The organism is Pseudomonas sp. TE3644 (assembly GCF_056278815.1).
This window is the reverse complement of the sequence record NZ_JBWBQF010000001.1, coordinates 5,284,424-5,304,815: the sequence shown is the minus strand read 5'-3', so window position 1 is coordinate 5,304,815 and position 20,392 is coordinate 5,284,424. Positions and strand designations below refer to the sequence as shown.

Here is a 20,392-nt window from a genome sequence, read left to right as displayed (position 1 = left end):
GAATTTCATAGTGAATTCAGAAAGGCCAGCAGCGCCGCGCGCTGCCCGGCGTTGAACGACAGCACATGACGCTGTGAGGCGGCCGCTTCGCCGCCGTGCCATAGCACGGCCTCCATGGCATTGCGGGCACGGCCATCGTGCAGGTACTGGGTGTGACCGCTGACGGTTTCGCTCAGGCCCATGCCCCACAGCGGCGGCGTGCGCCAGTCCTGGGGCCCGGCGGCGAACTCGCTGCGGCCGTCGGCCAGGCCGGGGCCCATGTCGTGCAGCAGCAGGTCGGTGTAGGGGCGGATGCGCTGGTTGGCCTGTTCCGGCTCGGCGGTGTGGGCGGCGGTGGTGTATTGCGGGACATGGCAGGTCTGGCAGCCGGCCTGGTGAAACAGTCGCTTGCCGGCCAGCACCTGCGGCGTGCTGACGTCCCGGCGCGCCGGCACCGCCAGGTTGCGGGTGTAGAACAGCACGGTGCGCAGGATATTGTCGCTGACTTCCGGCAGCCCGCCTTGCGCGGCCGCCAGGCAATCGGCCTGGGCCGCGGTGCAATCGTCACGCGCTTGCAGGTGGGTGGTCAGGCCCATGTCATTGGCAAAGGCGTGGGTGTTCTGCTGCTCCAGGGTGGGTTGCCCGGCTTTCCAGCCGAAACGGCCAATCACCTCCTTGCTCAGGGTGTCGTCCCACACCTGGTTGGGCCGGCCCCGTACACCGTCGTTGGCCGCTGCCTGGGCCTGGGCATTGGCCAGGATCGCCTGTTCAGGGATGGCCTCCAACAGGCCAAGGCCGATCATGGGCGGTGCTACCCGCGCCGAAAGCATGGCGTGGGGGTGGAGCGGGCCGTAGCCCAACTGGGTGATGACCAGCCGCGGCTTGCGCAGCTGCACCGGGGTGCCGTCGTCGAACGTGACGGTCAGCCTGTCGTATTCCACGCGCACTTTGGCTTCCGGGCGCACGCCGGGCACCGCCATGTCCTGTAACTGGGTGCCGTACACCGGCTCCGGGTTGACCCCGATGCGCTCGATGATGGCTGCCTGTTGCGCCGTATCGGGTATCGACACCCGCACCAGCATCGACACGGCATTGGCGGCGTCGGGTTCGGGCGGATGGCCGCGGCCGTCCTTGATGTGGCAGTTCTGGCAGGCGCTGGCGTTGAACAGCGGGCCCAGGCCGTCCCGCGCCGTGGTGGTGGCAGGGGCGATGACCCAGGGGCTGCGAAAGAAACTGTTGCCGACGCTGAAGTCGACCTTGCGCTCGTTGGACAGGTTGGCTGATGGCTGGGCGAAGGCATTCACGTCATCGCGCCATACCGTGCTGGTGCCACCCGCCAGCGCTTCATCGGGCTCCGTCTCCCCCAGACGTACGCCGTCGTCGCAGCCACCCAGGCAGAGGGCAAGCAGCGTGGCGCCGAGGCGGGAGGGGGTGGCTGACATCAATGGTCCGGGGCAGTGGGTGCTGGGCGGGCAAGCTTAGCAGGGGCCCCCTGCGCAAATGCCCGGGGTCAATGTTTGATACAAAAAATGCCTGGAGCACTCGGCTGGATGCGCGTGACTGTGTAGCAGCGGCCGCCAGGCCGCGTCACATACGCCGCGCAGCATCAGGTACACCTGTGGGAGCGGGTTCTACCCGCGAAAAGAGCACCGCGTAATACCTGGCGCCACGTGGTGACCTCTTCGCGGGTAGAACCCGCTCCCACAAAGACAGTTGCTGCTACGGGTCAGAACGTATGGTCCGCAGTTTCCGGGTTCAGGTCGGTGATGCCCAGCTTGCCTGCGGCCTGCTCGATGCTGCCGGTCTGCTTGACCAGGGCGGCGATAGCATCGCGCACCACTTGCTGGCCGGCGTCGTTACCCACGGCGATCAGCTGATCGTAATGTTCACCCTGGCTGGCGCGGTCGACGATGGCCTGCATCCTGCCCTCGGTGGCGGCCAGGTCGGCACGCAGGGTGGCATCGGCCGCCGGGTCGGCCTTGGCCACCAGCGATGACAGGCTTGGGCCCGTCAGGCGGCTGCCGTCCAGGCGGGTGTATTCGCCCAGGTAGACATTGCGCACGCCCTTGGCGTCATAGAAGTGCGAGAAATGGGTGTTGTCGCTGAAGCAGTCGTGCTCGTCTTCAGGCGAGTTGGCTTCCAGCGACACCTTCATGCGCTCGCCCGCCAGTTCACCCAAGGACAGGCTGCCCATGCCGAACAGCATCTTGCGCAGGCCATTGTTGCCAGGCTCGGCTTCCAGGGTGGCGCGGTAGTTGTCGGCCACGCCCGGTTGCCACTGGGCGACCATGGACTCCAGGTCGCTGACCAGCAACTGGGTCACGGCGCCCAGGTAGGCGCGGCGGCGATCATTGTGGCCACCGGTGGCGCCAGGGCCCTGCAGGTAGTCGGAGGCGGGACGGTTGCCGGCGCCGGGCCCGGTGCCGTTGAGGTCCTGGCCCCACAGCAGGAATTCGATAGCGTGGTAGCCGGTGGCGACGTTGGCTTCCGAACCGCCCAGTTCGTTGAGGCTGGCCAGGGCTTCAGGGGTGATCTCGGTGATGCTGACCTTGTCCTCGCCAATGCGAATTTGCGGGTTGGCGATGATATTGGCCGTGGCCGCCGGGTTGCCCAGCGCTGGCTCGTAATTGGCGTCGACGTAGTCGATCAGGCCTTCGTCCAGCGGCCAGGCATTCACCTGGCCTTCCCATTCGTCGATGATCGGGTTGCCGAAGCGGAACACTTCGCTTTGCAGGTAGGGCACGCGGGCCGCGATCCAGGCGTCGCGGGCGGCCTTGAGCGTGGTGTCGTCCGGCTTGGCCAGGAACGCTTCGACGGCTTTGTGCAGGGCCAGGGCGCTGGTGTGCGAGTCGCTGTAGACCGCCAGCACCAGGTCGGCGTAATGCCCGACCACGGCCTTGGCTGCCGCTTCGTCGACACCACTGCTGACTGGGGCTGGCGCGCTGCTGGCGGCCGTGCTGGCCGGGGGCGCGGCGGCCTTGTCATCCTTGCCGTCGCCGCAACCGGCGAGCGAAACGGCAAGGGCCAGCAGACTGGCGGTGGCCAGGGGCATGTGAGTCATGGCGGTATCCTGCGTCGGGAGAGGGGCGCGGCGATGGCCACGCGCAACCGGCGCAATGATGCGAAGCAGAAGCATTTCCTGTAAACAATGAAGATGTAAGCAAATTCGACAGGCCGCCGCGGCGGCCGATCAGAGGCTCACGGCCTGGCTGCGCTGGGCCTGCTTGAGGAACGCGGTCAGCTCCCGGGCTGGCAGCGGCTTGCTGTACAGGTACCCCTGGCCTTCGTGGCACCCTTCGGAAATGATGTAGCTTTCCTGCTCCAGGGTTTCCACGCCTTCGGCGATCACCTGCATGCCCAGGCTCTTGCCCAGCTGGATGATGGCCCGCACGATGGTGGCATCGTCGTCGTCTTCCAGCAGGTCCTGGACGAAGCTCTTGTCGATCTTGATCTTGTCCAGCGGCAGCGACTTCAGGTAGCTGAGCGACGAGTAGCCGGTGCCGAAGTCATCAATGGCGATCAGCGCGCCGGAGCGGCGCAGGCTCAGCAGGTGCTGGGCGGCAGTGCTGATGTCTTCCATCAGGCCGGTCTCGGTCACTTCCAGTTCCAGGCAGCGCGGCGGCAGCCGGTAGATCTGCAGGAAGTTGCTGACCACCCTTGGCAATTCGGCATGGTGCAGTTGCACAGTGGACAAATTGACCGCCATGCGCAGCTCGCTGAAGCCCTGGTCCAGCCATTCGCGCAGTTGCCGGCAGGCCTGATCCATTACCCATTCGCCGATGGCGATGATGCTGCCGTTCTGCTCGGCCAAGGGGATGAATTGGTCCGGCGGTACCAGACCGTACTCGGGGTGCTGCCAGCGCAGCAGCGCTTCGACGCCCACCACCCGATGGTCGCGGTAACTGACCTGCGGCTGGTACACCAGGTACAGTTGCCCGCGGGCGATGGCTTCGCGCAGGTCCTTTTCCAGCTCGCGGCGCCGCCGCATTTCGCTGTCCACGCTGGCGATGTAGAACTGGTAGCGGTTGCGCGAGCGCAGCTTGGCCAGGGTCATGGTCTGCTCGGCTTTCTGCAGCAGCTTTTCGGTGCTGTCGCCGTCTTCGGGGAACAGGGTGATGCCGATGGTGGCGCGCAGGCGGATCTCCTGCAGGTCCGGGCCGAACGGTGCCTCCAGGTCATCGAGGATGCTCTGGGCCAGCTCGGCGGCCTGGTAGGGTTGATCGATGTCGGCCTGCACCAGCGCGAACTGGTCGCCGCCCAGCCGCGCCAGGGCGCCCAGGCGGCCGCTGTGGGCGCGCAGGCGGTCGGCCAGGGCCAGCAGCAACTGGTCGCCGGTCTGGTAGGTGAACTGCTCGTTGATGCCCTTGAAGTCGTCCAGGCCCACGCACAGCACGGCCACCCGGCGTTGCAGGCGCCCGGCGTCGACCAGGATCTTGTCCAGCTGTGACTGCAATTGCTGGCGATTGGGCAACCCGGTGAGGAAGTCATACTGGGCCATGCGCCGCAGGCTGTTCTCGGCTTCGTGGCGCAGGTGGGTGTTGCGTTCGATGGACTCCAGCAACTGGTTGGCGGTGTTGATCCACAGCCCCAGTTCGTTGCGCTCGTGACCCTTGAGCAACGGCAATTTGTGCTGGCTGGGGCGATCGGGGTTGATGTGGGTCAGGTGCTCGATGATCTGCTTGAGCGGCTTGGTCAGCAGCCAGTGATAGACCAGGTACAAGGCCAGGCCCATGGCCAGCGCGCGCAGCACGCCGGAAATGAAGATGATCACCGAATTGATGATGAAGCCCTGGCCGTAAGGGGCGGTATCCAGGGTGATGCTCAGGTCGCCGTAATATTCACTGTACGGGCCACGGCCCACCAGTTGGGTGGTGAAGGTCTTTTCTTCGCCCAGGATGGGGTCGGTCAGCCAGCGCGTGGCGGTCTGCAGCGGCGGGCGCGACTTGTCGGCCAGCGTCGGTTCGTTGGGATGGCCGATGGAGGCGATGCGCACGGCATTGTCCTGGAACAGGCCTTCGATCACTTGCATGCCCATTTCCCGGTCCAGGCTGTAGACGGCCTGGGTGGAGGGGTCGCGGAACATGTCGAGAATGCGCGCGGCGTCGTTGGCCACGGCCTGACGGGTCTTGTAGGCATCGAAGACAATCTGGGCGCAACTGAGCACCACGCCTACGATCAACGCAGACAGCAGCACCACGCGTAGCAACTTCACCGACAAGCTGTTCTTGAGTTCCAGCTTCAAAGGGCCATTCCTTGTTGCGTGCAAGTGGCATCATTATGCCATTATGGTTGGCAATCCCGGTGGGCAGTCAAGGGGCAGTATGCGGAAGGTGGAGTACCTGGGGCGAGTCCCTTCTTCCTATGTCGGTTGGAACCGGCTTGCACTTGAATGCTGCCCGGCATTTTTCCCTTTTGTAGATCTTAGCTGTATCGCGGATCCAGGCAAGCCCCCACCCCATCTGTAGCCGCTGCCGCCAGGCTGCGCTCGCCGCGATGAGCCCTGAGAGTCTTCAGCCAGGCCCAGGGCCAGCGCAGCCTGGCGGCAGCGGCTACGGGTCGGGAAATTGCGCGAACGCACAAAAAAACCCGGCGCAAGCCGGGTTTTTTCTTCAAGCGCGAAGCTTAGGCAGTGAAGGTCTTGCCTTCGAACTGCTCGGCCACGAACTTCCAGTTGACCAGGCTCCAGAACGCCTCGACGTACTTCGGACGCAGGTTGCGGTAGTCGATGTAGTAGGCGTGTTCCCAGACGTCGCAGGTCAGCAGCGGGGTGTCGCCGCTGGTCAGCGGGTTGCCGGCGCCGATGGTGCTGGCCAGGGCCAGGGAGCCGTCAGCCTTTTTCACCAGCCAGCCCCAGCCGGAGCCGAAGGTGCCGATGGAAGTCTTGCTGAACTCTTCCTTGAACTTGTCGAACGAACCGAACGCGGCGTTGATGGCTTCAGCCAGGGCACCGGTAGGTTGGCCGCCGGCGTTTGGCGCCAGGCAGTTCCAGTAGAAAGTGTGGTTCCAGACCTGAGCGGCGTTATTGAAGATGCCGCCCGAGGAAGTCTTGACGATTTCTTCCAGGGTCTTGCCTTCGAACTCGGTGCCTGGCACCAGGTTGTTCAGGTTCACGACGTAGGTGTTGTGGTGCTTGTCGTGGTGGTATTCCAGCGTCTCTTTGGAGATGTGCGGCTGCAGCGCATCGTGAGCGTAGGGCAGCGGCGGCAATTCGAAAGCCATGGTGATTCTCCTAATCAGGTCTGTTGCGGTGAGCGCAAGGCCGATCACGGGCGGCCAGAGATACGCCGGCGAGTTTTTACTCTTTGCGGCGCAGGGTTTGGATCATAGCACCGGGGCCCAGGCATAACCACGCAACAACTGTGTGGGATAGAGGTTCCAGAGCGCTTGGGCACTTTCTGATGCCGCGCGTCGTTTACGTGAAAATCAACTGCGCCGCCACGGCGAACATCATCACCGCCACCATCAAGTCCAGCAGCCGCCACGTCGCCGGGCGTGCCAGCCACGGGGCCAGCCAGGCGGCCCCCAGCGCCAGGGTGAAAAACCACAGCAGCGAAGCGCTGGCGGCACCGGCCACGTAGGCGCTGGGCATGGTCTGCTGGGCGCCCAGCGAGCCGATCAGCAACACCGTGTCCAGGTACACGTGAGGGTTGAGCAGGGTGACGGCCAGGGCGCTGAGCAGCACCGCCCGGCGCGAGCGCTGGCCGTCGCCGTCACCCTGTTGCAGGCTCTGCCGCGAGCAGGCACGGCGCAGGGCCTTGGCGCCATACCACAGCAGAAACACCGCGCCGCCCCAGCGCGCCACGCCCAGCAGCAGCGGGCTGTGCGCCAGCACATTGGCCAGGCCGAACACGCCCAGCATCACCAGCAGCGCGTCGCACAGCACGCACAAGGCGGCGACGGGCAAGTGGTGTTCGCGACGCAGGCTCTGAGCCAGCACGAAGGCGTTCTGGGTGCCGATGGCCATGATCAATCCCGCTGCCACCAGCAGGCCGTTCAGATAACTGTTCCACATGATTTCAAACTCCAGGTCATGCGTTGGAGTGTGTCGCCCTTTGCTGTATAAGAAAAACCAATAATGCTGATCGCTCATTAGGAAAAATGATGTTCGATTACAAATTGCTTTCTGCCTTGGCGGCGGTCACCGAGCAGGGTGGCTTCGAGCGCGCCGCCCAGGTGCTGGGCCTGTCGCAGTCGGCTATTTCCCAGCGCATCAAGTTGCTGGAAGCGCGCGTCGGCCAACCGGTGCTGGTGCGCGCTACGCCACCCACGCCCACCGAGGTGGGGCGGCGCCTGCTCAACCACGTGCAGCAGGTGCGGTTGCTGGAGCGCGACCTGCAGGGCCAGGTGCCAGCGCTGGACGAAGAGGGCCTTCCGGAGCGCCTGCGCATTGCCTTGAACGCCGACAGCCTGGCCACCTGGTGGGCGCTTGCCGTGGGCGAGTTTTGTGCTGAGCGCGGTTTGCTGCTGGATCTGGTGGTGGAGGACCAGGAGGTGGGCCTCAAGCGCATGCGAGCCGGTGAAGTGGCGGCGTGCCTGTGTGCCAGCGAGCGGCCGGTGGCGGGGGCGCGCAGCGTGCTGCTGGGGGCCATGCGCTATCGCGCGCTGGCCAGCCCCGGGTTTGTTGCCAGGCATTTCCCTGACGGCTTCGATGCGGGACAATTGGCCCGCGCGCCCGCCCTGGTGTTTGGCCCGGACGATTTGCTGCAACACCGTTATATGGCAGGCCTGGGTATTGAAGGTGGATTTACCCATCACCTGTGCCCCTCTTCCGAAGGCTTCATGCGCATGGCCGAGGCCGGGCTTGGCTGGGGGCTGATGCCCGAGTTGCAGGTGCAGCCACAACTGGCCGCCGGCACCCTGCTGGAATTGACGCCGCAACGCTGGGTGGATGTGCCGCTGTACTGGCACCACTGGCGCCACGGCGGGCAACTGCTCACAGACCTGACCAGCCACCTGGCCCGCCAGGCCGGTACCTGGCTGGTTACGTAGCCGCTGCCGCCAGGCTGCGCTGGCGCTGGCGTTCGCTGGAGATCTGCAGTGAGGCATAGGGCCAGCGCAGCCGGGCGGCAGCGGCTACAACGTTTTTTTTATCTGATGGCAACGATGCGGAGCGCTTCATGAAAATTCTGGTAACCGGCGCAAGCGGATTCATCGGCGGGCGTTTCGCCCGCCATGCGCTGGAACAGGGCCTGGAAGTACGGGTCAGCGGCCGCAGGGCGGAAGGCGTCGAGCACCTGGTGCGTCGGGGCGCGCAATTCGTCCAGGGTGACCTGACCGACCCGGACCTGGTGCGCCGCCTGTGCATCGGCGTCGAGGCCGTGGTGCATTGCGCCGGTGCGGTGGGCAACTGGGGGCGCTATCAGGATTTCCATCGCGGCAACGTCGAGGTCACCGAAAATGTGGTGGAGTCGTGCCTGAAGGAGCAGGTGCGACGCCTGGTGCATCTGTCGTCGCCGTCCATTTATTTCGATGGCCATTCACGCCTCAACCTGCGTGAAGAACAGGTGCCACGGCGGTTCCACGATCATTACGCCAAGACCAAATTCCTCGCCGAACAGAAGGTGTTCGGCGCCGCCGAGTTCGGTATGGAGGTGCTGGCCCTGCGCCCGCGCTTCGTCACTGGCGCGGGCGATGTCAGCATCTTCCCGCGCCTGCTGCAGATGCAAAAGAAGAACCGCCTGAAAATCATCGGCAATGGCCTGAACAAGGTCGACTTCACCAGCGTGCAAAACCTCAACGTGGCGCTGATGAGCGCCCTGATGGCCGACGAGTCGGCGCTGGGCAAGGCCTACAACATCAGCAACGGCACGCCGGTGCCGATCTGGGACGTGGTCAACTATGTGATGCGCCAGATGAACCTGCCCCAGGCCACGAACTACCGCTCTTATGGGTTGGCCTACAGCGCTGCCGCGCTCAACGAAGGCGCTTGCCTGCTGTGGCCCGGGCGGCCGCAGCCGACCTTGTCGCGCCTGGGCATGCAAATCATGAACAAGGATTTCACCCTCGACATCAGCCGGGCAAGGCATTATCTGAACTATGAGCCCACGGTCAGCCTGTGGGCGGCGCTGGACGAGTTCTGTGGCTGGTGGAAAGCCCAGGACCGCACCGGTAGCCGTTGAACCGGCCGGCACTGTTGCGGTCGATCACAGCGGCGAATGGGCGGGTATACTCGCACCCCTATTTAGCCATAACTGTGCTTCATAAAAGGTTTCCCGATGCGTAACGATGCCCGTGACGACGATTTCGACAATGTGCCGCGCCTGAGTGCCAAGGACGTCGATGACGACGACTTCGCCCCGGCGACGGCCGCCGAGCGCGACCGCACCACGGTGTACTCGCGCACCACCCCCGTGATCAAGGTCAAGGGCCCCAGCACTGGTGCGCTGTGGGCGCTGAGCGGTGCCCTGGCCATTGCCCTGGTGGGCCTGGGCTGGTGGAGCTTCCAGCAGATTTCGCTGATGGAGCAGCAGTTGGTGGCCACCCAGGAAAGCTTCGCGCGCATCAGCGAGGAAGCGGCAGGGCGCCTGCAGGACATCAGCGGCAAGGTGGTTGCCACCGAGTCCAACGCCAACAGCGGCAGCGAGGCGCTGAAGTTGCAGATCAAGCAGTTACAGGGTCAGTTGCAGGACCAGGGCCGCCAGCAACAGGGCGTGGCCGGTCAGCAGGGTGATCTGGGCAAGCGGCTGGATCAGGCGTTGGCCCAGGCGGCTGCGCAGCAGGCGGCGAATGAGCAGGTGCAGGCGCAGCTCAAGACGTTGAGCGGCGATTTGGCTCAGCTCAAGGCCAGCCAGGTGGATGAAGGCAAGCTGGATGCGCAGATCAAGGCGGTGGCGGCTGATATTGCCACGCTGAAGAAGCAGGGTAACGTCACGGGCCGACTGGACGGCCTGGAGCAGGACTTGGTGGTGCTCAAGAGCGAGGTCGAGAACCGCCCGACGCCGGCTGCGGGGGCCAACACCGCCGAGTTCGACTCGTTCCGCGGGCAGACCACGCGCAACATCAGCACGCTGCAAAGCCAGATTCAGAACCTGCAGCAGCAGATCAATACCCGGCAATAAACCGCTACCGCTGCCGCACCGTAGCCGCTGCCGCCAGGCTGCGCTGGCCCTATGCCCCACGGAACATCTCCAGCGAGGTAAGGGCCAGCGCAGCCTAGCGGCAGCGGCTACGGTGGTGGTTTACGGTGGTGGTTTATTTACAACGTCGGGTAGTCCAGGTACCCCTCGGCACCCTTGCCGTAGAAGGTCTGCGGATTAGGCTCGTTCAACGCCGCATCCGCCGCCAGGCGGGCCACCAGGTCCGGGTTGGCAATGAACGGAATACCAAACGCTACAGCATCCGCCGTGCCCGCTGCCAGGGCTGCGTTGGCAGTCGCCTTGGTGAAGCGCTCGTTGGCGATGTAAGGGCCACCGAACGCTTCCTTCAGTGCTGCGCCGATGCTGTCGTCCGTTTCCTTCTCACGGGCGCAGATGAACGCCACGCCACGCTTGCCCAGTTCACGGGCCACGTAGCTGAAGGTTTCCAGGCGGTTGGCGTCGCCCATGTCATGGGAGTCGGCACGCGGTGCCAGGTGCACGCCCACGCGGCCGGCGCCCCACACGTCGATGCAGGCATCGGTCACTTCCAGCAGCAGACGGGCACGGTTTTCCAGCGAGCCACCGTATTGGTCGGTGCGCTGGTTGGTGCTGCTCTGCAGAAACTGGTCCAGCAGGTAACCGTTGGCGCCGTGCACTTCCACGCCGTCGAAACCGGCGGCCTTGGCGTTTTCCGCACCCTGGCGGTAGGCGTCGACGATGTCGGCGATTTCAGCGGTTTCCAGTGCGCGCGGGGTAGGGAACTCGGCAATCGGGCGCACCAGGCTGACGTGGCCGGCCGGCTTGATGGCGCTAGGCGCTACCGGGGTTTCGCCGTTCAGGTAGCTTTCGTGGGAAATACGGCCCACGTGCCACAGTTGCAGGAAGATCCGCCCGCCGGCACCGTGGATGGCCTTGGTCACGTTGGTCCAGCCGCGTACCTGGTCGTTGGACCAGATGCCGGGGGTGTCCGGGTAGCCCACGCCCATCGGCGTTACCGAAGTGGCTTCGCTGAGGATCAGCCCGGCGCTGGCACGTTGCACGTAATACTCGGCCATCATCGCATTGGGCACGCGGCCTTCGTCGGCGCGGCAGCGGGTCAGCGGGGCCATGATGATGCGGTTGGGCAGTTCGAGGTCGCCGAGTTTGATCGGGTCGAAAATCGTGGTCATGGGTCTAGCCTCACAAGGATTGAGTTGGCAAACGGGATCGGGGGACGCTCAGAGCTCTTGGCTCATCTGCTTGAGGAACGCCTGGATGGTGTCCTCGTTGCGCTGGAAAAAGTGCCACTGGCCCACCTTGCGGCTGCTGATCAGCCCGGCGCGCTGCAGCGTCGCCAGGTGTGCCGAGACCGTGGACTGCGACAGGCCGCAGCGCTGGTCGATCTGGCCGGCGCACACACCGATGTCGGTGCTGTGGTGCTGCTGGTCAGGGAATTCGGCTTCAGGGTTTTTCAGCCAGTTGAGGATTTCTCGCCGTACTGGGTGGGCCAGGGCTTTTATTATTTCGTCGAGATCGAGTGGCATGGCGGCAGGCTCGGTTGCTGTAGCGTTATATCGCGATGAGACGAAATATATATCTGTATTTCGCGATATACAAATATGATCGAGTGCTATGCACAGGCTAAATCGCTATATCGGGTTATAACGATATGGCCCACAGGTGATACGCTGAACCCATGAACTACCTTGCGCATTTGCACCTGGGCGGCCAGGAACCGGAGCAACTGTTGGGCAGCCTGTACGGCGATTTCGTCAAGGGCCGCCTGGAGGGGCGCTATTCGCCGAAACTGCTGGACGCCATTCAGCTTCATCGACAGATTGATGCGTTTACCGACAGCCACCCCGTGGTGCTGCGGGCGCTGGCGCGGTTCCCGGCGCAGCGGCGGCGCTACGCCGGGATCATTGTCGACGTGTTTTTCGATCATTGCCTGGCGCGGCATTGGGCGGATTATTCGGACATTGCGTTGCGGCAGTACACCGCCGGAGTCTACCGCGTACTAGCGGCCGAACCTGAGTTGCCGGGCCGGTTGGCGCGCATGGCGCCGTACATGATTGCCGATGACTGGCTGGGGTCGTATCGCGAGTTCGACGTGCTGGAGCAGGTATTCAACGGGATCTCGCGACGCTTGTCCAAGCCTGAGGGGATGCTGGGGGCGATGGGCGAGGTGCGCGCGTTATACGAGCCGTTGACCGAGGATTTTCGTGAGTTCTACCCCATCCTCCAGGCCTTCGCACGGCCTTGAACCTGCGTCGCCTGCATCGCGACCAAGGTCGGCTCCTACGCGGTCGGCGTAGGAGCCGACCTTGGTCGCGATGGGGTTTTCAAGCCGCTCGAGCTTGCCCGGCAGGAACGCTATCGCCAAACAACGCCACCCGCACCGCTTCCTGCGCCTGATACGCCAACGCCGCGCGCTCCATGCCGGCACTGGCAATCGGCGCCAGCAGGTGAATCTCCACGTCGCCCACGTCATTGCTGAACAGCCGCATCAGGTGCGACAGCAAATCATCATCACCAATGAACGGCGCCAGCGAATCAATCGCCCCGTCACGCAGGTAACGGATGGCCACTGGCTGCAACGGCACTTCGGCCTCGATGGCGCTGGCCAGCAGGCGACCGTGGAAGGTGCGCAAGCTTTGACCGTCAGTGGTGGTACCCTCGGGGAAAATCATCAGCGAGCACTGGCCACCCAGGTGTTGGGTCATTTGCCGGCGAATCAGCTGGCTGTCACCCGAGCCACGGCGGATGAACAGGGTCCCGGCCTTCAGCGCCAGCCAGCCGGCGATGGGCCAGGTACGCACTTCGGCCTTGGACAGAAACGACAGCGGCGCCAGTTGCCCCAGCAGCGCGATGTCGGTCCAGGACACGTGGTTGCACACCCACAGCGTGGGCTGTTGCGGCAACTGGCCGTGGACGGTGACACGGAAGGGCAGGGCGTTGGTCAGCCGGCCCATGAAAAATCGGGACCAGCGCTGACGGCGGGTCATGGAGTTGCGAATGCGCAGGCGCTCGTAGAGGGTGAAGATGGCGGCCATGCCCAGCCCCAGCGCCACTACCACCAGTACCCGGGCGATGCGCGCGTATACGCGCAGGCGTGCCATCAGACCGCTGCCTTGAAGTGACGGGCATAACGTGGGCAGAGGTTCTCGCGCTTGAGCAGGATGAACACGTCGGCCACCTGGAATTCCTCGTCCCAGCACGGCTCGCCGCACACCTTGGCGCCCAGGCGCATGTAGGCCTTGAGCAGCGGTGGCATTTCGGCGATGACGTTGTTCGGCACCTCAAGGTCTGGCAACGGCTTCTTCGGTTCGGCGCGCAGGTGCTCGGTGCACAGGTAGCGTTCGCGCAGGCGCTGCATGATCGCCCGGGCCTGTACGCCGCCGTCCTGCATGGGGATGCTGGCGCAGCCCATCAGGTAGCTGTAGCCACCTTCGTTTAGCACTTCGGCCAGCTCGCCCCACAGCACGGCGATGGTGCCGCCGTTGCGGTAGTCGGCGGCCACGCAGGTGCGGCCGATCTCCAGGATCGGGCCTTGTAGCCCACCCAAGCCGTGCAGGCTGAATTCTTCTTCGCTGTAGAACCGGCCCAGGCTGTGGGCGGCGGTGTGGTCCAGCAGGCGGGTGGTGGCCACCAGCTCGCCGGTGCTCAGGTCGCGTACGCCAATGTGGCGGCAGTGCGCGTCGTAGTCATCCATGTCCAGGCCCAGCTCGGCGCCCTTGAGCTTGGCGTCGAACTCGCCGCTGAACACATTGAAGCGCAGGCTCTGGGCTTCGCGAAGGGCTTTTGGGCCAGTCAGGCGTTCGGCTTGCAGGCGACGTTCGGTGCGTGTCACGCCAGATAGAGCGATCTGAGTCATTGCGAGTCTCCAAAAGCCAGCCCTGGGGTTGCGGCCGGTCGACTTTATTGGGCAATCTCAGCCTAGGTAGGACCGGTGTCATCACCGTTAAGCTTTGGTGATGCTTGTATGACAGCCCCCAAGGAGTGCCCCATGTCCTGGCTCAAGTTGCTTAACGTGCATGAACGGCTGCCGTCGGCGGCCACCCTGACTGACACCTATGCGGCCTTGCTCGAACGCCTGGGGGCGGTGTCGCCCTTCGAATTGGCGGTGCTGGGCGGGCAGGCGGTGCACAGTCCCGGCCTGGCTTTCCTGGTCGGCTACCAGGCGGCGTTGCGGGTGCTGTGGCCCAGCGCGCCACCCAGCCTGGGCGCGATCTGCGCCACCGAACGGCACAGCCTGCGCCCGGCCGACCTGCAGACCCGGCTGAGCGACCTGCGGGTCAATGGCCGCAAGGATTTCGTCACCGCGGGCGATGCGGCCGACTGGTTGCTGGTGGCGGCGCGCAGCGAGGCGTCCGGGCAGGCACCGCGTTTGAACCTGGTGGTGGTTTACCCGGGTGAGCCGGGTGTGCGGCTGGAGGCTTTACCGCCGATCGCGTTGATGCCCGAGATCAGTCACAGCCGTCTGCATCTGGATGACGCCCTGTGCGAGCGGCTGGCGGGGGATGGCTGGGATGCTTACGTGAAGCCGTTCCGCAGCCTGGAAGACCTGTATGTATTGAGTGCGATGATTGCCTGGCTGTATGCCCGGGGGCAGGACAACGGCTGGCCGCAGACACTGCAGTTACGGCTGGTGGGGTTGCTGGGCAGCTGCGCCGAGGCCACGCGCCAAAGCCCGGACGCGGCCACCAGCCACGTGTTGCTGGCGGGGATCTTCGAGCAATTCGCTGCGCTGTCGGCAGACTTGGAATCAGCGTTCGCGAAGGGGCCGGAAGACTTGCTCACCACGTGGCAGCGCGACCGCGGCCTGCTGACCCTGGCCGGTGGCGCCCGCCAGAAGCGCCTGGAAAAAGCCCTGCAAACACTAACCTTGTAGCCGCTGCCGCCAGGCTGCGCTGGCCCTTGTGTACGCTGGGGATCTGCAGTGAACTGCACGGCCAGCGCAGCCTGGCGGCAGCGGCTACGGGTTGCTATCAGCCTGTCACATTGGCTGTCTACACTGCGCCGCATGCTCAAACCCTGGCTACTTCTACTTGCAGTGCTTGCCCTGCCAGCCTTCGCCGAAGACTGGCCCGGCGAGCAGTGGACGCAAGATCTGCAAGCCCCAAGTCCTGCCTTGCAGGCCTTTACCGACTATGCATTCCCTACGCGTAATGACGACACCCGCGCCGGCATCCGCACCGATGCCCTGGTGGTCATCCGCGACGGCAAACTGGTCTACGAGCGCTACGCCCCTCCGTTCACCGCCGACTCCCTGCACAGCACCTGGTCGATCAGCAAAAGCCTGATGGCCTGCGTGCTGGGCGTGGCCTTCGGCCAGGGACGTTTTCATCTCGACGACCCGGTGGCCGAGCATTACCCCGCCATGGCCCGCCACCCGGACATTCGCCTGGTCGACCTTCTGCACTGGGCATCGGGCCTGGACTGGCAGGAAGACTACGAATACGCCCCGCTTTACTCCTCGGTAGTGGCGATGCTTTACACCCGTGGGCGCGGCGACATGGCGGCCTTCACCGCGGGGCTGGACACCTTCGTCGCGCCCGGCCTGGTGTTCCGTTATTCCAGTGGTGACAGCAACCTGCTGTCCGCTGCGCTGGAACACATGGTCGGCGCCCACGACTATCCCGACTACCCCTGGCAAGCCCTGTTCCAGCCGTTGGGTATCAGCCAGGGCGTCTGGGAGACCGACACCCGTGGCACCTTCGTCGCCTCTTCCTACGCCTACCTGCGTGCCCGCGACCTGGCGCGCGTGGGTTTGCTGATGCTGCGTGACGGGCGTTGGCAGGATCAGCAACTGCTGCCCAGGGAATGGATCGCCTTCAACCGCCGCCCCTTCGAACACGCCGTCGCCGAACCCGGCGAAGCCACAGGTGGAGGTCAGTGGTGGCTCAACCAGCCCGTCGGCAATGCGCCTCGGCCCTGGCCCGACGCCCCGGCACAGACCTTCGCCGCGCTCGGCCACTGGGGCCAGGCGCTGTACGTGCTGCCCGAACAGAAACTGGTCATCGTGCGCTACGGCGATGACCGCGACGGCAGCTATCAGCACAACGAATTGCTCAAGCGCGCCCTCGCCGCGTTCGCCCCGGCGGTGCAGCCATGAAGCGCGGCGTGGCCACCATCATCGTACTGGCCGTGGCGCTGTCGGTCTGGCATGAGCGTGTGGCGTTGTCCTCCTTCCCCGGCATCCTCAGTGCCTACAGCGCCAAGGAGTACTGCTCGTGTCGGTATGTGATGGGGCAGTCGGAGGGTTATTGCCGTGGTTACGTCAAGCAGTGGCTGCCCTTGAGTAGCCTTGAGGATGACGCGACGCATGCCAGGGTAGCGGCGCGTGGCCTGGGGCAAAGCGCGACGGCCGTATGGGTAGGGCCGCGGCAGGGGTGTCGGTTGCTGCCGTGATGCGGCGCTTCATACGAAATCCAGCAGACCGGCATCACGAAGAGTTTCTGCGATGGTTACCTCTTCCAGGTAGTAGGTGCCGCGAGCCGCCTTCCAGACCAGTTTTTTTTCCTGAAGAGCTGACAGCGCCGATTGACATGACTGGGTTGAAAGCTCCCTTTGCTCCAATTCAGCGTCAGCACTCGACAAAGCCTTGCGGTATAACTCGATGGTGGCCGATTCGAACGGGGCATACTGGTCCAGCGTCAACGCCATCACCTTCAATACGGCGAGTTGCAGGGGGGTCAAATTGTGGATCGTACGCAGAAGCTCATTTGTGGCCTCCGCTGCTTTCGCCCGCGCGGCTTCCTTGAACTGCAGCAGCCCTTCTTCATCACTCAAGCAGTCAAATGTCAGCACAAAACTGCCAGCGGCGGACAGCAAAATTTCAGGCCGGTAGCCATAGCGCTCAAATAACGGCATGACATCTTCCGGATGCAATGTGAACGGAAGCTCTATTGTTTCGCAAAACCACCTGATGAAGTTTGCGTCCAACATCTGGAATTGTGCTGTCTGTGCTCCAAAAAACGGTTGGTCTTTGCTGGATGTCATCAGGGATAGCTTGGCCCTGTTCGAGCCGGTACAGATGACTCTCAGCCCGTGGTGTCTGGAGCTGTTGAGCTCATCTCGAGCAGCCTTGAGCGCAAACATTGCACTTTCCCCTTCTCGGGACGTCTGGGTCTGCTGTGCTTCGTCGATGATCAGCACGATCACTTTTCCAGTTGCCTGCGATAGAGCCTCCAGCGCGTCCTTGAGCGAGAGTTGTGAGTCGCCGCCAAGCCCAATCTTGTTCAGGTCAAATTGGACACTGGCTACCTTGACGTTTGTGACACCCATCCTCTGAGCCAGCGATTGGATCACGCCTTTGTGACTACCAAGCTCCTGGCGGATTTTTTTGACGATTTCCTGGCCTGGATCGCCGATGGTGTCATCCCACAAATCGACGTAAATGACCACAGCGCCGGCTTCCTCGAGGGCTGGGCGCAGATCCTCACGCACGAACGTGGACTTGCCGACGCGTCTGGGTGCGGACAGGAATAGCCCCGAAGCGGTGGGGTTGATCCCGTCGCTTTTGAGGATGATCCTTGCATAGTTTTTGGCAAGGTCCGGACGATGGTAGACGGCCATTGGGCACCTTTCAGGTATGTTTATTGTCAATTATTGACAATTATCTGCGAAGGGCAAGCCGATTGTTATTTCATTTTATTTGCAATTATTTTCGATTATTTAAAAGGGGCCTCGCTCGCGCTTTTCAGGTGAGGGGGGCTTTGCCACCCAGTCCCCACCCGGTTATGGTTGAGCCCCAAGCTGTAACCGGAGGTTGCATGCATCCTCTATTCCTCTCGCGAGCCACCTGACATGGCCGGCCCTATCTTCCCCTGGCGCCCCGACAACCACTTCGAACTGCTGATCGACGGCCCGGTGTTCTTTCCGCGCATGCTCGACGCCATCGCTGGCGCGCGCCAGCAGGTGGACCTGGAGTTGTACCTGGTGGAGTCAGGCCGCTGCGCCCAGGCGGTGATCCAGGCGCTGGCCGAGGCGGCAGGGCGGGGCGTGACGGTACGTTGCCTGTTCGACGACTACGGTTCGCTGGCGCTGTCCACCGAGCTGCGCCAGCGCCTGATCGAGGCGGGCGTGGAGTTGCGTTGGTACAACCCCATGCGCCTGCGTCGGGGCCTGCGCAATCTGCGCCGCGACCACCGCAAGTTGTTGATCGTCGACCAGCAGTGGGCAACGGTCGGGGGCGCCGGGCTGACGGATCAGTTCTGGCAACCCGACCAGCCCACCAGTGAATGGCATGAGGTGATGGTGCAGATTGAGGGGCCATTGGTGGCGGACTGGCAGATGCTGTTCGACCGCCAGTGGCGGGCCAACCTGCGCCGTACGGCGTGGCGCCCGGCCACGCATTTCGGCTTGCCGCGTTTGCCAAGGGTGCCAGCCAGTGGCAGCGGGCTGGGCCGGGTGGCGTATGCCGATGCACGTCAGCACCGCGACATCCTGCGGGCGCTGGTGCGGGCCATCAACAGCGGTAAGCAGCGCATCTGGCTGGCTACGCCGTATTTCCTGCCCACCTGGAAGGTGCGTCGTTCGTTGCGCCGCGCGGCGGCTCGTGGCGTGGATGTGCGCCTGCTGCTGACCGGGCCGCGTACGGATCATCCGTCGGTGCGCTACGCGGGGCATAACTACTACCCACGGTTGTTGAAGGCGGGTGTCAGCATCCACGAATACCAGCCGTGCTTTTCCCATCTGAAAATGGTGCTGGTGGACGACTGGGTCAGTGTGGGCTCCTGCAACTTCGACCACTGGAACCTGCGCTTCAACCTGGAGGCCAATCTGGAAGCGGTGGATGCCAGTCTCAGTGCAGCCGTGCGCGACAGTTTCCTGCGCGACTTTCAGGCCAGCGTGCAGATCACCCTGGCGGACTGGCAGCGCAGGCCGCTCTGGGGCCGTGTTCAGCAACGCATATTCGGCTGGATTGATCGGTTGTCCATCGCGGTGTTCGGACGGCGGCAGTAGAACGATCCGATGAGTAGTACCCCCGTATTACCCACCGGGACAGCAGCAGGACTACCTTGATAAGGGAAAGGTAATTCACCCCAGTCAGAGGAGTACTACAGCATGGCCGCAAAGAAGATCTTGATGCTGGTGGGCGACTACGTCGAAGACTATGAAGTGATGGTGCCGTTCCAGGCGTTGCAGATGGTTGGCCATGTGGTGCACGCCGTGTGCCCGGACAAGCAGGCAGGGCAGAGCGTGCGCACCGCTATCCATGACTTCGAGGGTGACCAGACGTACAGTGAGAAACCGGGCCACAACTTCGCCCTGAATTTCGATTTCGCCAAGGTCAGTGCCAGTGACTACGACGCCTTGGTGATCCCCGGCGGGCGCGCTCCCGAATACCTGCGCCTGAACGCCAAGGTGCTGGAGCTGGTGCAAGCGTTCGACCAGAGCGGCAAGCCGATCGCTGCCGTGTGCCATGGTGCGCAGCTGCTGGCCGCCGCTGGCGTGCTGGAAGGCCGTGAGTGCAGCGCCTACCCGGCCTGCGCCCCGGAAGTGAAACTGGCCGGTGGCCGTTTCATCGACATCGAAGTGACCGCTGCCCATGTGCAGGGCAACCTGGCCACCGCCCCGGCCTGGCCAGCCCACCCTGCATGGCTGGCAGGTTTCCTCAAACTGCTGGGTACCCAGATCATCCTGTGAGGCATCGTGTATGTGCGAGCTCTACGTAAAAGCCGACCCCATCCTCTACGAGTCCCGCACGCGCTCGCTGCGTATCCGCGGGGTGGTCACCACCTTGCGCCTGGAGAATCAATTCTGGGACATCCTCAGCGAAATCGCCGACGGCGATGGCATGAGCACCAACCAGCTGATCACCAAGCTGTATGAGGAAGTGATGGATTACCGGGGCGAGGTGGTGAATTTCGCCTCGTTTTTGCGGGTGAGCTGCATGCGTTACCTCAGTCAAAGGCGTGCCGTGACGCCGGTGACACGCGCCTCGACGGTGGTGCCCATGACCGCGCATGCCTGACCCAAGGCTGACAACGCCGCTCTCACAGGCCATGGTACGTTGCAACAAATGTGGGACCGGCCTCTGGCCGGGAAGCGCCGCGCGGGCGGCGCTCGATCTCAAGAGCGATAGAAAAGCATCGACTAGCACCTAGCGGCCATGACGCAATCTCCCGCCGAAACTTGCGAAGAAAATCCGATGTGCCTGCCGTGAGCCCGCATCAAGGCTTAAATGTGCATGCCTTGGTTTTTCTGTCGACCTTGAGATCGAGCGCCGCCCGCGCGGCGCTTCCCGAGCTTTGCTCGGTCCCACATCTATTTGTTGCAACGTGCCATGGCCTGGGAGACCGAGCAGACAATAAAAAGCCCGGCACAAAGGCCGGGCTCTTCACCGCAAGGCT

At 63.7% G+C, this 20,392-nt stretch carries 20 protein-coding genes; 10 read left to right on the top strand and 10 right to left on the bottom strand.

Annotated features, from left to right (window positions below):
- Positions 1-5: 5 nt before the first annotated feature.
- The 5 genes from ACZ9GA_RS23410 to ACZ9GA_RS23390 form a co-directional block, all read right to left on the bottom strand.
- Entirely contained in the window at positions 6-1,421 is a 1,416-nt protein-coding gene (locus tag ACZ9GA_RS23410) for a di-heme oxidoreductase family protein (RefSeq protein ID WP_457360473.1), read from the bottom strand.
- Between the two features lie 284 nt (positions 1,422-1,705).
- A complete protein-coding gene (locus ACZ9GA_RS23405; protein WP_457360475.1) occupies positions 1,706-3,040 on the bottom strand; it encodes an imelysin family protein in 1,335 nt (444 codons plus the stop codon).
- A gap of 129 nt (positions 3,041-3,169) precedes the next feature.
- Positions 3,170-5,221 carry a putative bifunctional diguanylate cyclase/phosphodiesterase gene (locus ACZ9GA_RS23400; protein ID WP_457360477.1) on the bottom strand — a complete coding sequence of 684 codons (2,052 nt, stop codon included), beginning with the start codon at positions 5,219-5,221 and terminating at the stop codon, positions 3,170-3,172.
- A 380-nt stretch (positions 5,222-5,601) separates the two neighbouring features.
- Positions 5,602-6,198, bottom strand: coding sequence for a superoxide dismutase (locus tag ACZ9GA_RS23395; RefSeq protein WP_457360479.1), 597 nt, complete (start codon positions 6,196-6,198; stop codon positions 5,602-5,604).
- Between the two features lie 193 nt (positions 6,199-6,391).
- Positions 6,392-6,991: a LysE/ArgO family amino acid transporter gene (locus tag ACZ9GA_RS23390; protein ID WP_457360481.1), complete on the bottom strand. Its 600-nt coding sequence runs from the start codon at positions 6,989-6,991 to the stop codon at positions 6,392-6,394.
- A gap of 89 nt (positions 6,992-7,080) precedes the next feature.
- Here ACZ9GA_RS23390 and ACZ9GA_RS23385 point away from each other — a divergent pair, with 89 nt between their 5' ends.
- From ACZ9GA_RS23385 to ACZ9GA_RS23375, 3 genes are all read left to right on the top strand, one after another.
- Positions 7,081-7,968: a LysR family transcriptional regulator ArgP gene (locus ACZ9GA_RS23385; RefSeq protein ID WP_457360483.1), complete on the top strand. Its 888-nt coding sequence runs from the start codon at positions 7,081-7,083 to the stop codon at positions 7,966-7,968.
- 128 nt (positions 7,969-8,096) lie between these two features.
- On the top strand, positions 8,097-9,098 hold the full coding sequence (locus tag ACZ9GA_RS23380; RefSeq protein ID WP_457360485.1) for an NAD-dependent epimerase/dehydratase family protein: 1,002 nt from the start codon (positions 8,097-8,099) through the stop codon (positions 9,096-9,098).
- Positions 9,099-9,194: 96 nt separating this feature from the next.
- Entirely contained in the window at positions 9,195-10,037 is an 843-nt protein-coding gene (locus ACZ9GA_RS23375; RefSeq protein ID WP_457360487.1) for an ATPase, read from the top strand.
- Between the two features lie 137 nt (positions 10,038-10,174).
- Here ACZ9GA_RS23375 and ACZ9GA_RS23370 read toward each other — a convergent pair whose 3' ends face one another.
- Together ACZ9GA_RS23370 and ACZ9GA_RS23365 are read right to left on the bottom strand one after the other, a co-directional pair.
- Positions 10,175-11,224, bottom strand: coding sequence for an alkene reductase (locus tag ACZ9GA_RS23370; protein WP_457360488.1), 1,050 nt, complete (start codon positions 11,222-11,224; stop codon positions 10,175-10,177).
- A gap of 48 nt (positions 11,225-11,272) precedes the next feature.
- Positions 11,273-11,578: an ArsR/SmtB family transcription factor gene (locus ACZ9GA_RS23365; protein ID WP_027976906.1), complete on the bottom strand. Its 306-nt coding sequence runs from the start codon at positions 11,576-11,578 to the stop codon at positions 11,273-11,275.
- A 152-nt stretch (positions 11,579-11,730) separates the two neighbouring features.
- On the opposite strand from ACZ9GA_RS23365, the gene ACZ9GA_RS23360 reads away from it, so the two are divergent.
- A complete protein-coding gene (locus ACZ9GA_RS23360) occupies positions 11,731-12,297 on the top strand; it encodes an acyl carrier protein phosphodiesterase (RefSeq protein WP_476226915.1) in 567 nt (188 codons plus the stop codon).
- A 79-nt stretch (positions 12,298-12,376) separates the two neighbouring features.
- Here ACZ9GA_RS23360 and ACZ9GA_RS23355 read toward each other — a convergent pair whose 3' ends face one another.
- Together ACZ9GA_RS23355 and olsB are read right to left on the bottom strand one after the other, a co-directional pair.
- Positions 12,377-13,153, bottom strand: coding sequence for a lysophospholipid acyltransferase family protein (locus tag ACZ9GA_RS23355; RefSeq protein WP_457360489.1), 777 nt, complete (start codon positions 13,151-13,153; stop codon positions 12,377-12,379).
- Positions 13,153-13,908 (bottom strand): L-ornithine N(alpha)-acyltransferase, encoded by a 756-nt coding sequence (gene olsB / locus ACZ9GA_RS23350; RefSeq protein ID WP_457360491.1) that lies wholly within the window; start codon positions 13,906-13,908, stop codon positions 13,153-13,155. Before olsB ends, ACZ9GA_RS23355 begins: the two co-directional genes overlap by 1 nt.
- Before the next feature lie 132 nt (positions 13,909-14,040).
- Between olsB and ACZ9GA_RS23345 the strand changes: the two genes are divergently transcribed.
- From ACZ9GA_RS23345 to ACZ9GA_RS23335, 3 genes are all read left to right on the top strand, one after another.
- Complete coding sequence (locus tag ACZ9GA_RS23345) at positions 14,041-14,925, top strand: acyl-CoA dehydrogenase middle domain-containing protein (RefSeq protein WP_457360493.1); 885 nt, start codon at positions 14,041-14,043, stop codon at positions 14,923-14,925.
- A gap of 132 nt (positions 14,926-15,057) precedes the next feature.
- Complete coding sequence (locus ACZ9GA_RS23340; protein WP_457360495.1) at positions 15,058-16,149, top strand: serine hydrolase domain-containing protein; 1,092 nt, start codon at positions 15,058-15,060, stop codon at positions 16,147-16,149.
- Positions 16,146-16,445, top strand: a complete 300-nt coding sequence (locus ACZ9GA_RS23335; RefSeq protein WP_457360497.1) for an amidase — start codon at positions 16,146-16,148, stop codon at positions 16,443-16,445. The genes ACZ9GA_RS23340 and ACZ9GA_RS23335 overlap by 4 nt, the downstream gene beginning before the upstream one ends.
- A 9-nt stretch (positions 16,446-16,454) precedes the next feature.
- Here ACZ9GA_RS23335 and ACZ9GA_RS23330 read toward each other — a convergent pair whose 3' ends face one another.
- Positions 16,455-17,612: an AAA family ATPase gene (locus ACZ9GA_RS23330; protein ID WP_457360499.1), complete on the bottom strand. Its 1,158-nt coding sequence runs from the start codon at positions 17,610-17,612 to the stop codon at positions 16,455-16,457.
- A gap of 231 nt (positions 17,613-17,843) precedes the next feature.
- On the opposite strand from ACZ9GA_RS23330, the gene ACZ9GA_RS23325 reads away from it, so the two are divergent.
- The 3 genes from ACZ9GA_RS23325 (at position 17,844) to ACZ9GA_RS23315 (ending at position 20,013) form a co-directional block, all read left to right on the top strand.
- Positions 17,844-19,001 (top strand): phospholipase D-like domain-containing protein, encoded by a 1,158-nt coding sequence (locus ACZ9GA_RS23325; RefSeq protein WP_457360501.1) that lies wholly within the window; start codon positions 17,844-17,846, stop codon positions 18,999-19,001.
- Positions 19,002-19,103: 102 nt separating this feature from the next.
- Positions 19,104-19,685: a DJ-1/PfpI family protein gene (locus tag ACZ9GA_RS23320; RefSeq protein WP_457360503.1), complete on the top strand. Its 582-nt coding sequence runs from the start codon at positions 19,104-19,106 to the stop codon at positions 19,683-19,685.
- A gap of 10 nt (positions 19,686-19,695) precedes the next feature.
- On the top strand, positions 19,696-20,013 hold the full coding sequence (locus ACZ9GA_RS23315) for a ribbon-helix-helix domain-containing protein (protein WP_455923924.1): 318 nt from the start codon (positions 19,696-19,698) through the stop codon (positions 20,011-20,013).
- The last annotated feature ends 379 nt before the right edge of the window (positions 20,014-20,392 follow it).

What these genes read in the sequence shown, in the direction of transcription:
- ACZ9GA_RS23330 (WP_457360499.1), bottom strand. Translation starts at nt 17,612, where the DNA reads ATGGCCGTCTACCATCGTCCGGACCTTGCCAAAAACTATGCAAGGATC.
- ACZ9GA_RS23405 (WP_457360475.1), bottom strand. Translation starts at nt 3,040, where the DNA reads ATGACTCACATGCCCCTGGCCACCGCCAGTCTGCTGGCCCTTGCCGTT.
- olsB (WP_457360491.1), bottom strand. Translation starts at nt 13,908, where the DNA reads ATGACTCAGATCGCTCTATCTGGCGTGACACGCACCGAACGTCGCCTG.
- ACZ9GA_RS23410 (WP_457360473.1), bottom strand. Translation starts at nt 1,421, where the DNA reads ATGTCAGCCACCCCCTCCCGCCTCGGCGCCACGCTGCTTGCCCTCTGC.
- ACZ9GA_RS23320 (WP_457360503.1), top strand. Translation starts at nt 19,104, where the DNA reads ATGGCCGCAAAGAAGATCTTGATGCTGGTGGGCGACTACGTCGAAGAC.
- ACZ9GA_RS23345 (WP_457360493.1), top strand. Translation starts at nt 14,041, where the DNA reads ATGTCCTGGCTCAAGTTGCTTAACGTGCATGAACGGCTGCCGTCGGCG.
- ACZ9GA_RS23315 (WP_455923924.1), top strand. Translation starts at nt 19,696, where the DNA reads ATGTGCGAGCTCTACGTAAAAGCCGACCCCATCCTCTACGAGTCCCGC.
- ACZ9GA_RS23325 (WP_457360501.1), top strand. Translation starts at nt 17,844, where the DNA reads ATGGCCGGCCCTATCTTCCCCTGGCGCCCCGACAACCACTTCGAACTG.
- ACZ9GA_RS23340 (WP_457360495.1), top strand. Translation starts at nt 15,058, where the DNA reads ATGCTCAAACCCTGGCTACTTCTACTTGCAGTGCTTGCCCTGCCAGCC.
- ACZ9GA_RS23390 (WP_457360481.1), bottom strand. Translation starts at nt 6,991, where the DNA reads ATGTGGAACAGTTATCTGAACGGCCTGCTGGTGGCAGCGGGATTGATC.
- ACZ9GA_RS23335 (WP_457360497.1), top strand. Translation starts at nt 16,146, where the DNA reads ATGAAGCGCGGCGTGGCCACCATCATCGTACTGGCCGTGGCGCTGTCG.
- ACZ9GA_RS23395 (WP_457360479.1), bottom strand. Translation starts at nt 6,198, where the DNA reads ATGGCTTTCGAATTGCCGCCGCTGCCCTACGCTCACGATGCGCTGCAG.
- ACZ9GA_RS23365 (WP_027976906.1), bottom strand. Translation starts at nt 11,578, where the DNA reads ATGCCACTCGATCTCGACGAAATAATAAAAGCCCTGGCCCACCCAGTA.
- ACZ9GA_RS23360 (WP_476226915.1), top strand. Translation starts at nt 11,731, where the DNA reads ATGAACTACCTTGCGCATTTGCACCTGGGCGGCCAGGAACCGGAGCAA.
- ACZ9GA_RS23375 (WP_457360487.1), top strand. Translation starts at nt 9,195, where the DNA reads ATGCGTAACGATGCCCGTGACGACGATTTCGACAATGTGCCGCGCCTG.
- ACZ9GA_RS23355 (WP_457360489.1), bottom strand. Translation starts at nt 13,153, where the DNA reads ATGGCACGCCTGCGCGTATACGCGCGCATCGCCCGGGTACTGGTGGTA.
- ACZ9GA_RS23380 (WP_457360485.1), top strand. Translation starts at nt 8,097, where the DNA reads ATGAAAATTCTGGTAACCGGCGCAAGCGGATTCATCGGCGGGCGTTTC.
- ACZ9GA_RS23370 (WP_457360488.1), bottom strand. Translation starts at nt 11,224, where the DNA reads ATGACCACGATTTTCGACCCGATCAAACTCGGCGACCTCGAACTGCCC.
- ACZ9GA_RS23385 (WP_457360483.1), top strand. Translation starts at nt 7,081, where the DNA reads ATGTTCGATTACAAATTGCTTTCTGCCTTGGCGGCGGTCACCGAGCAG.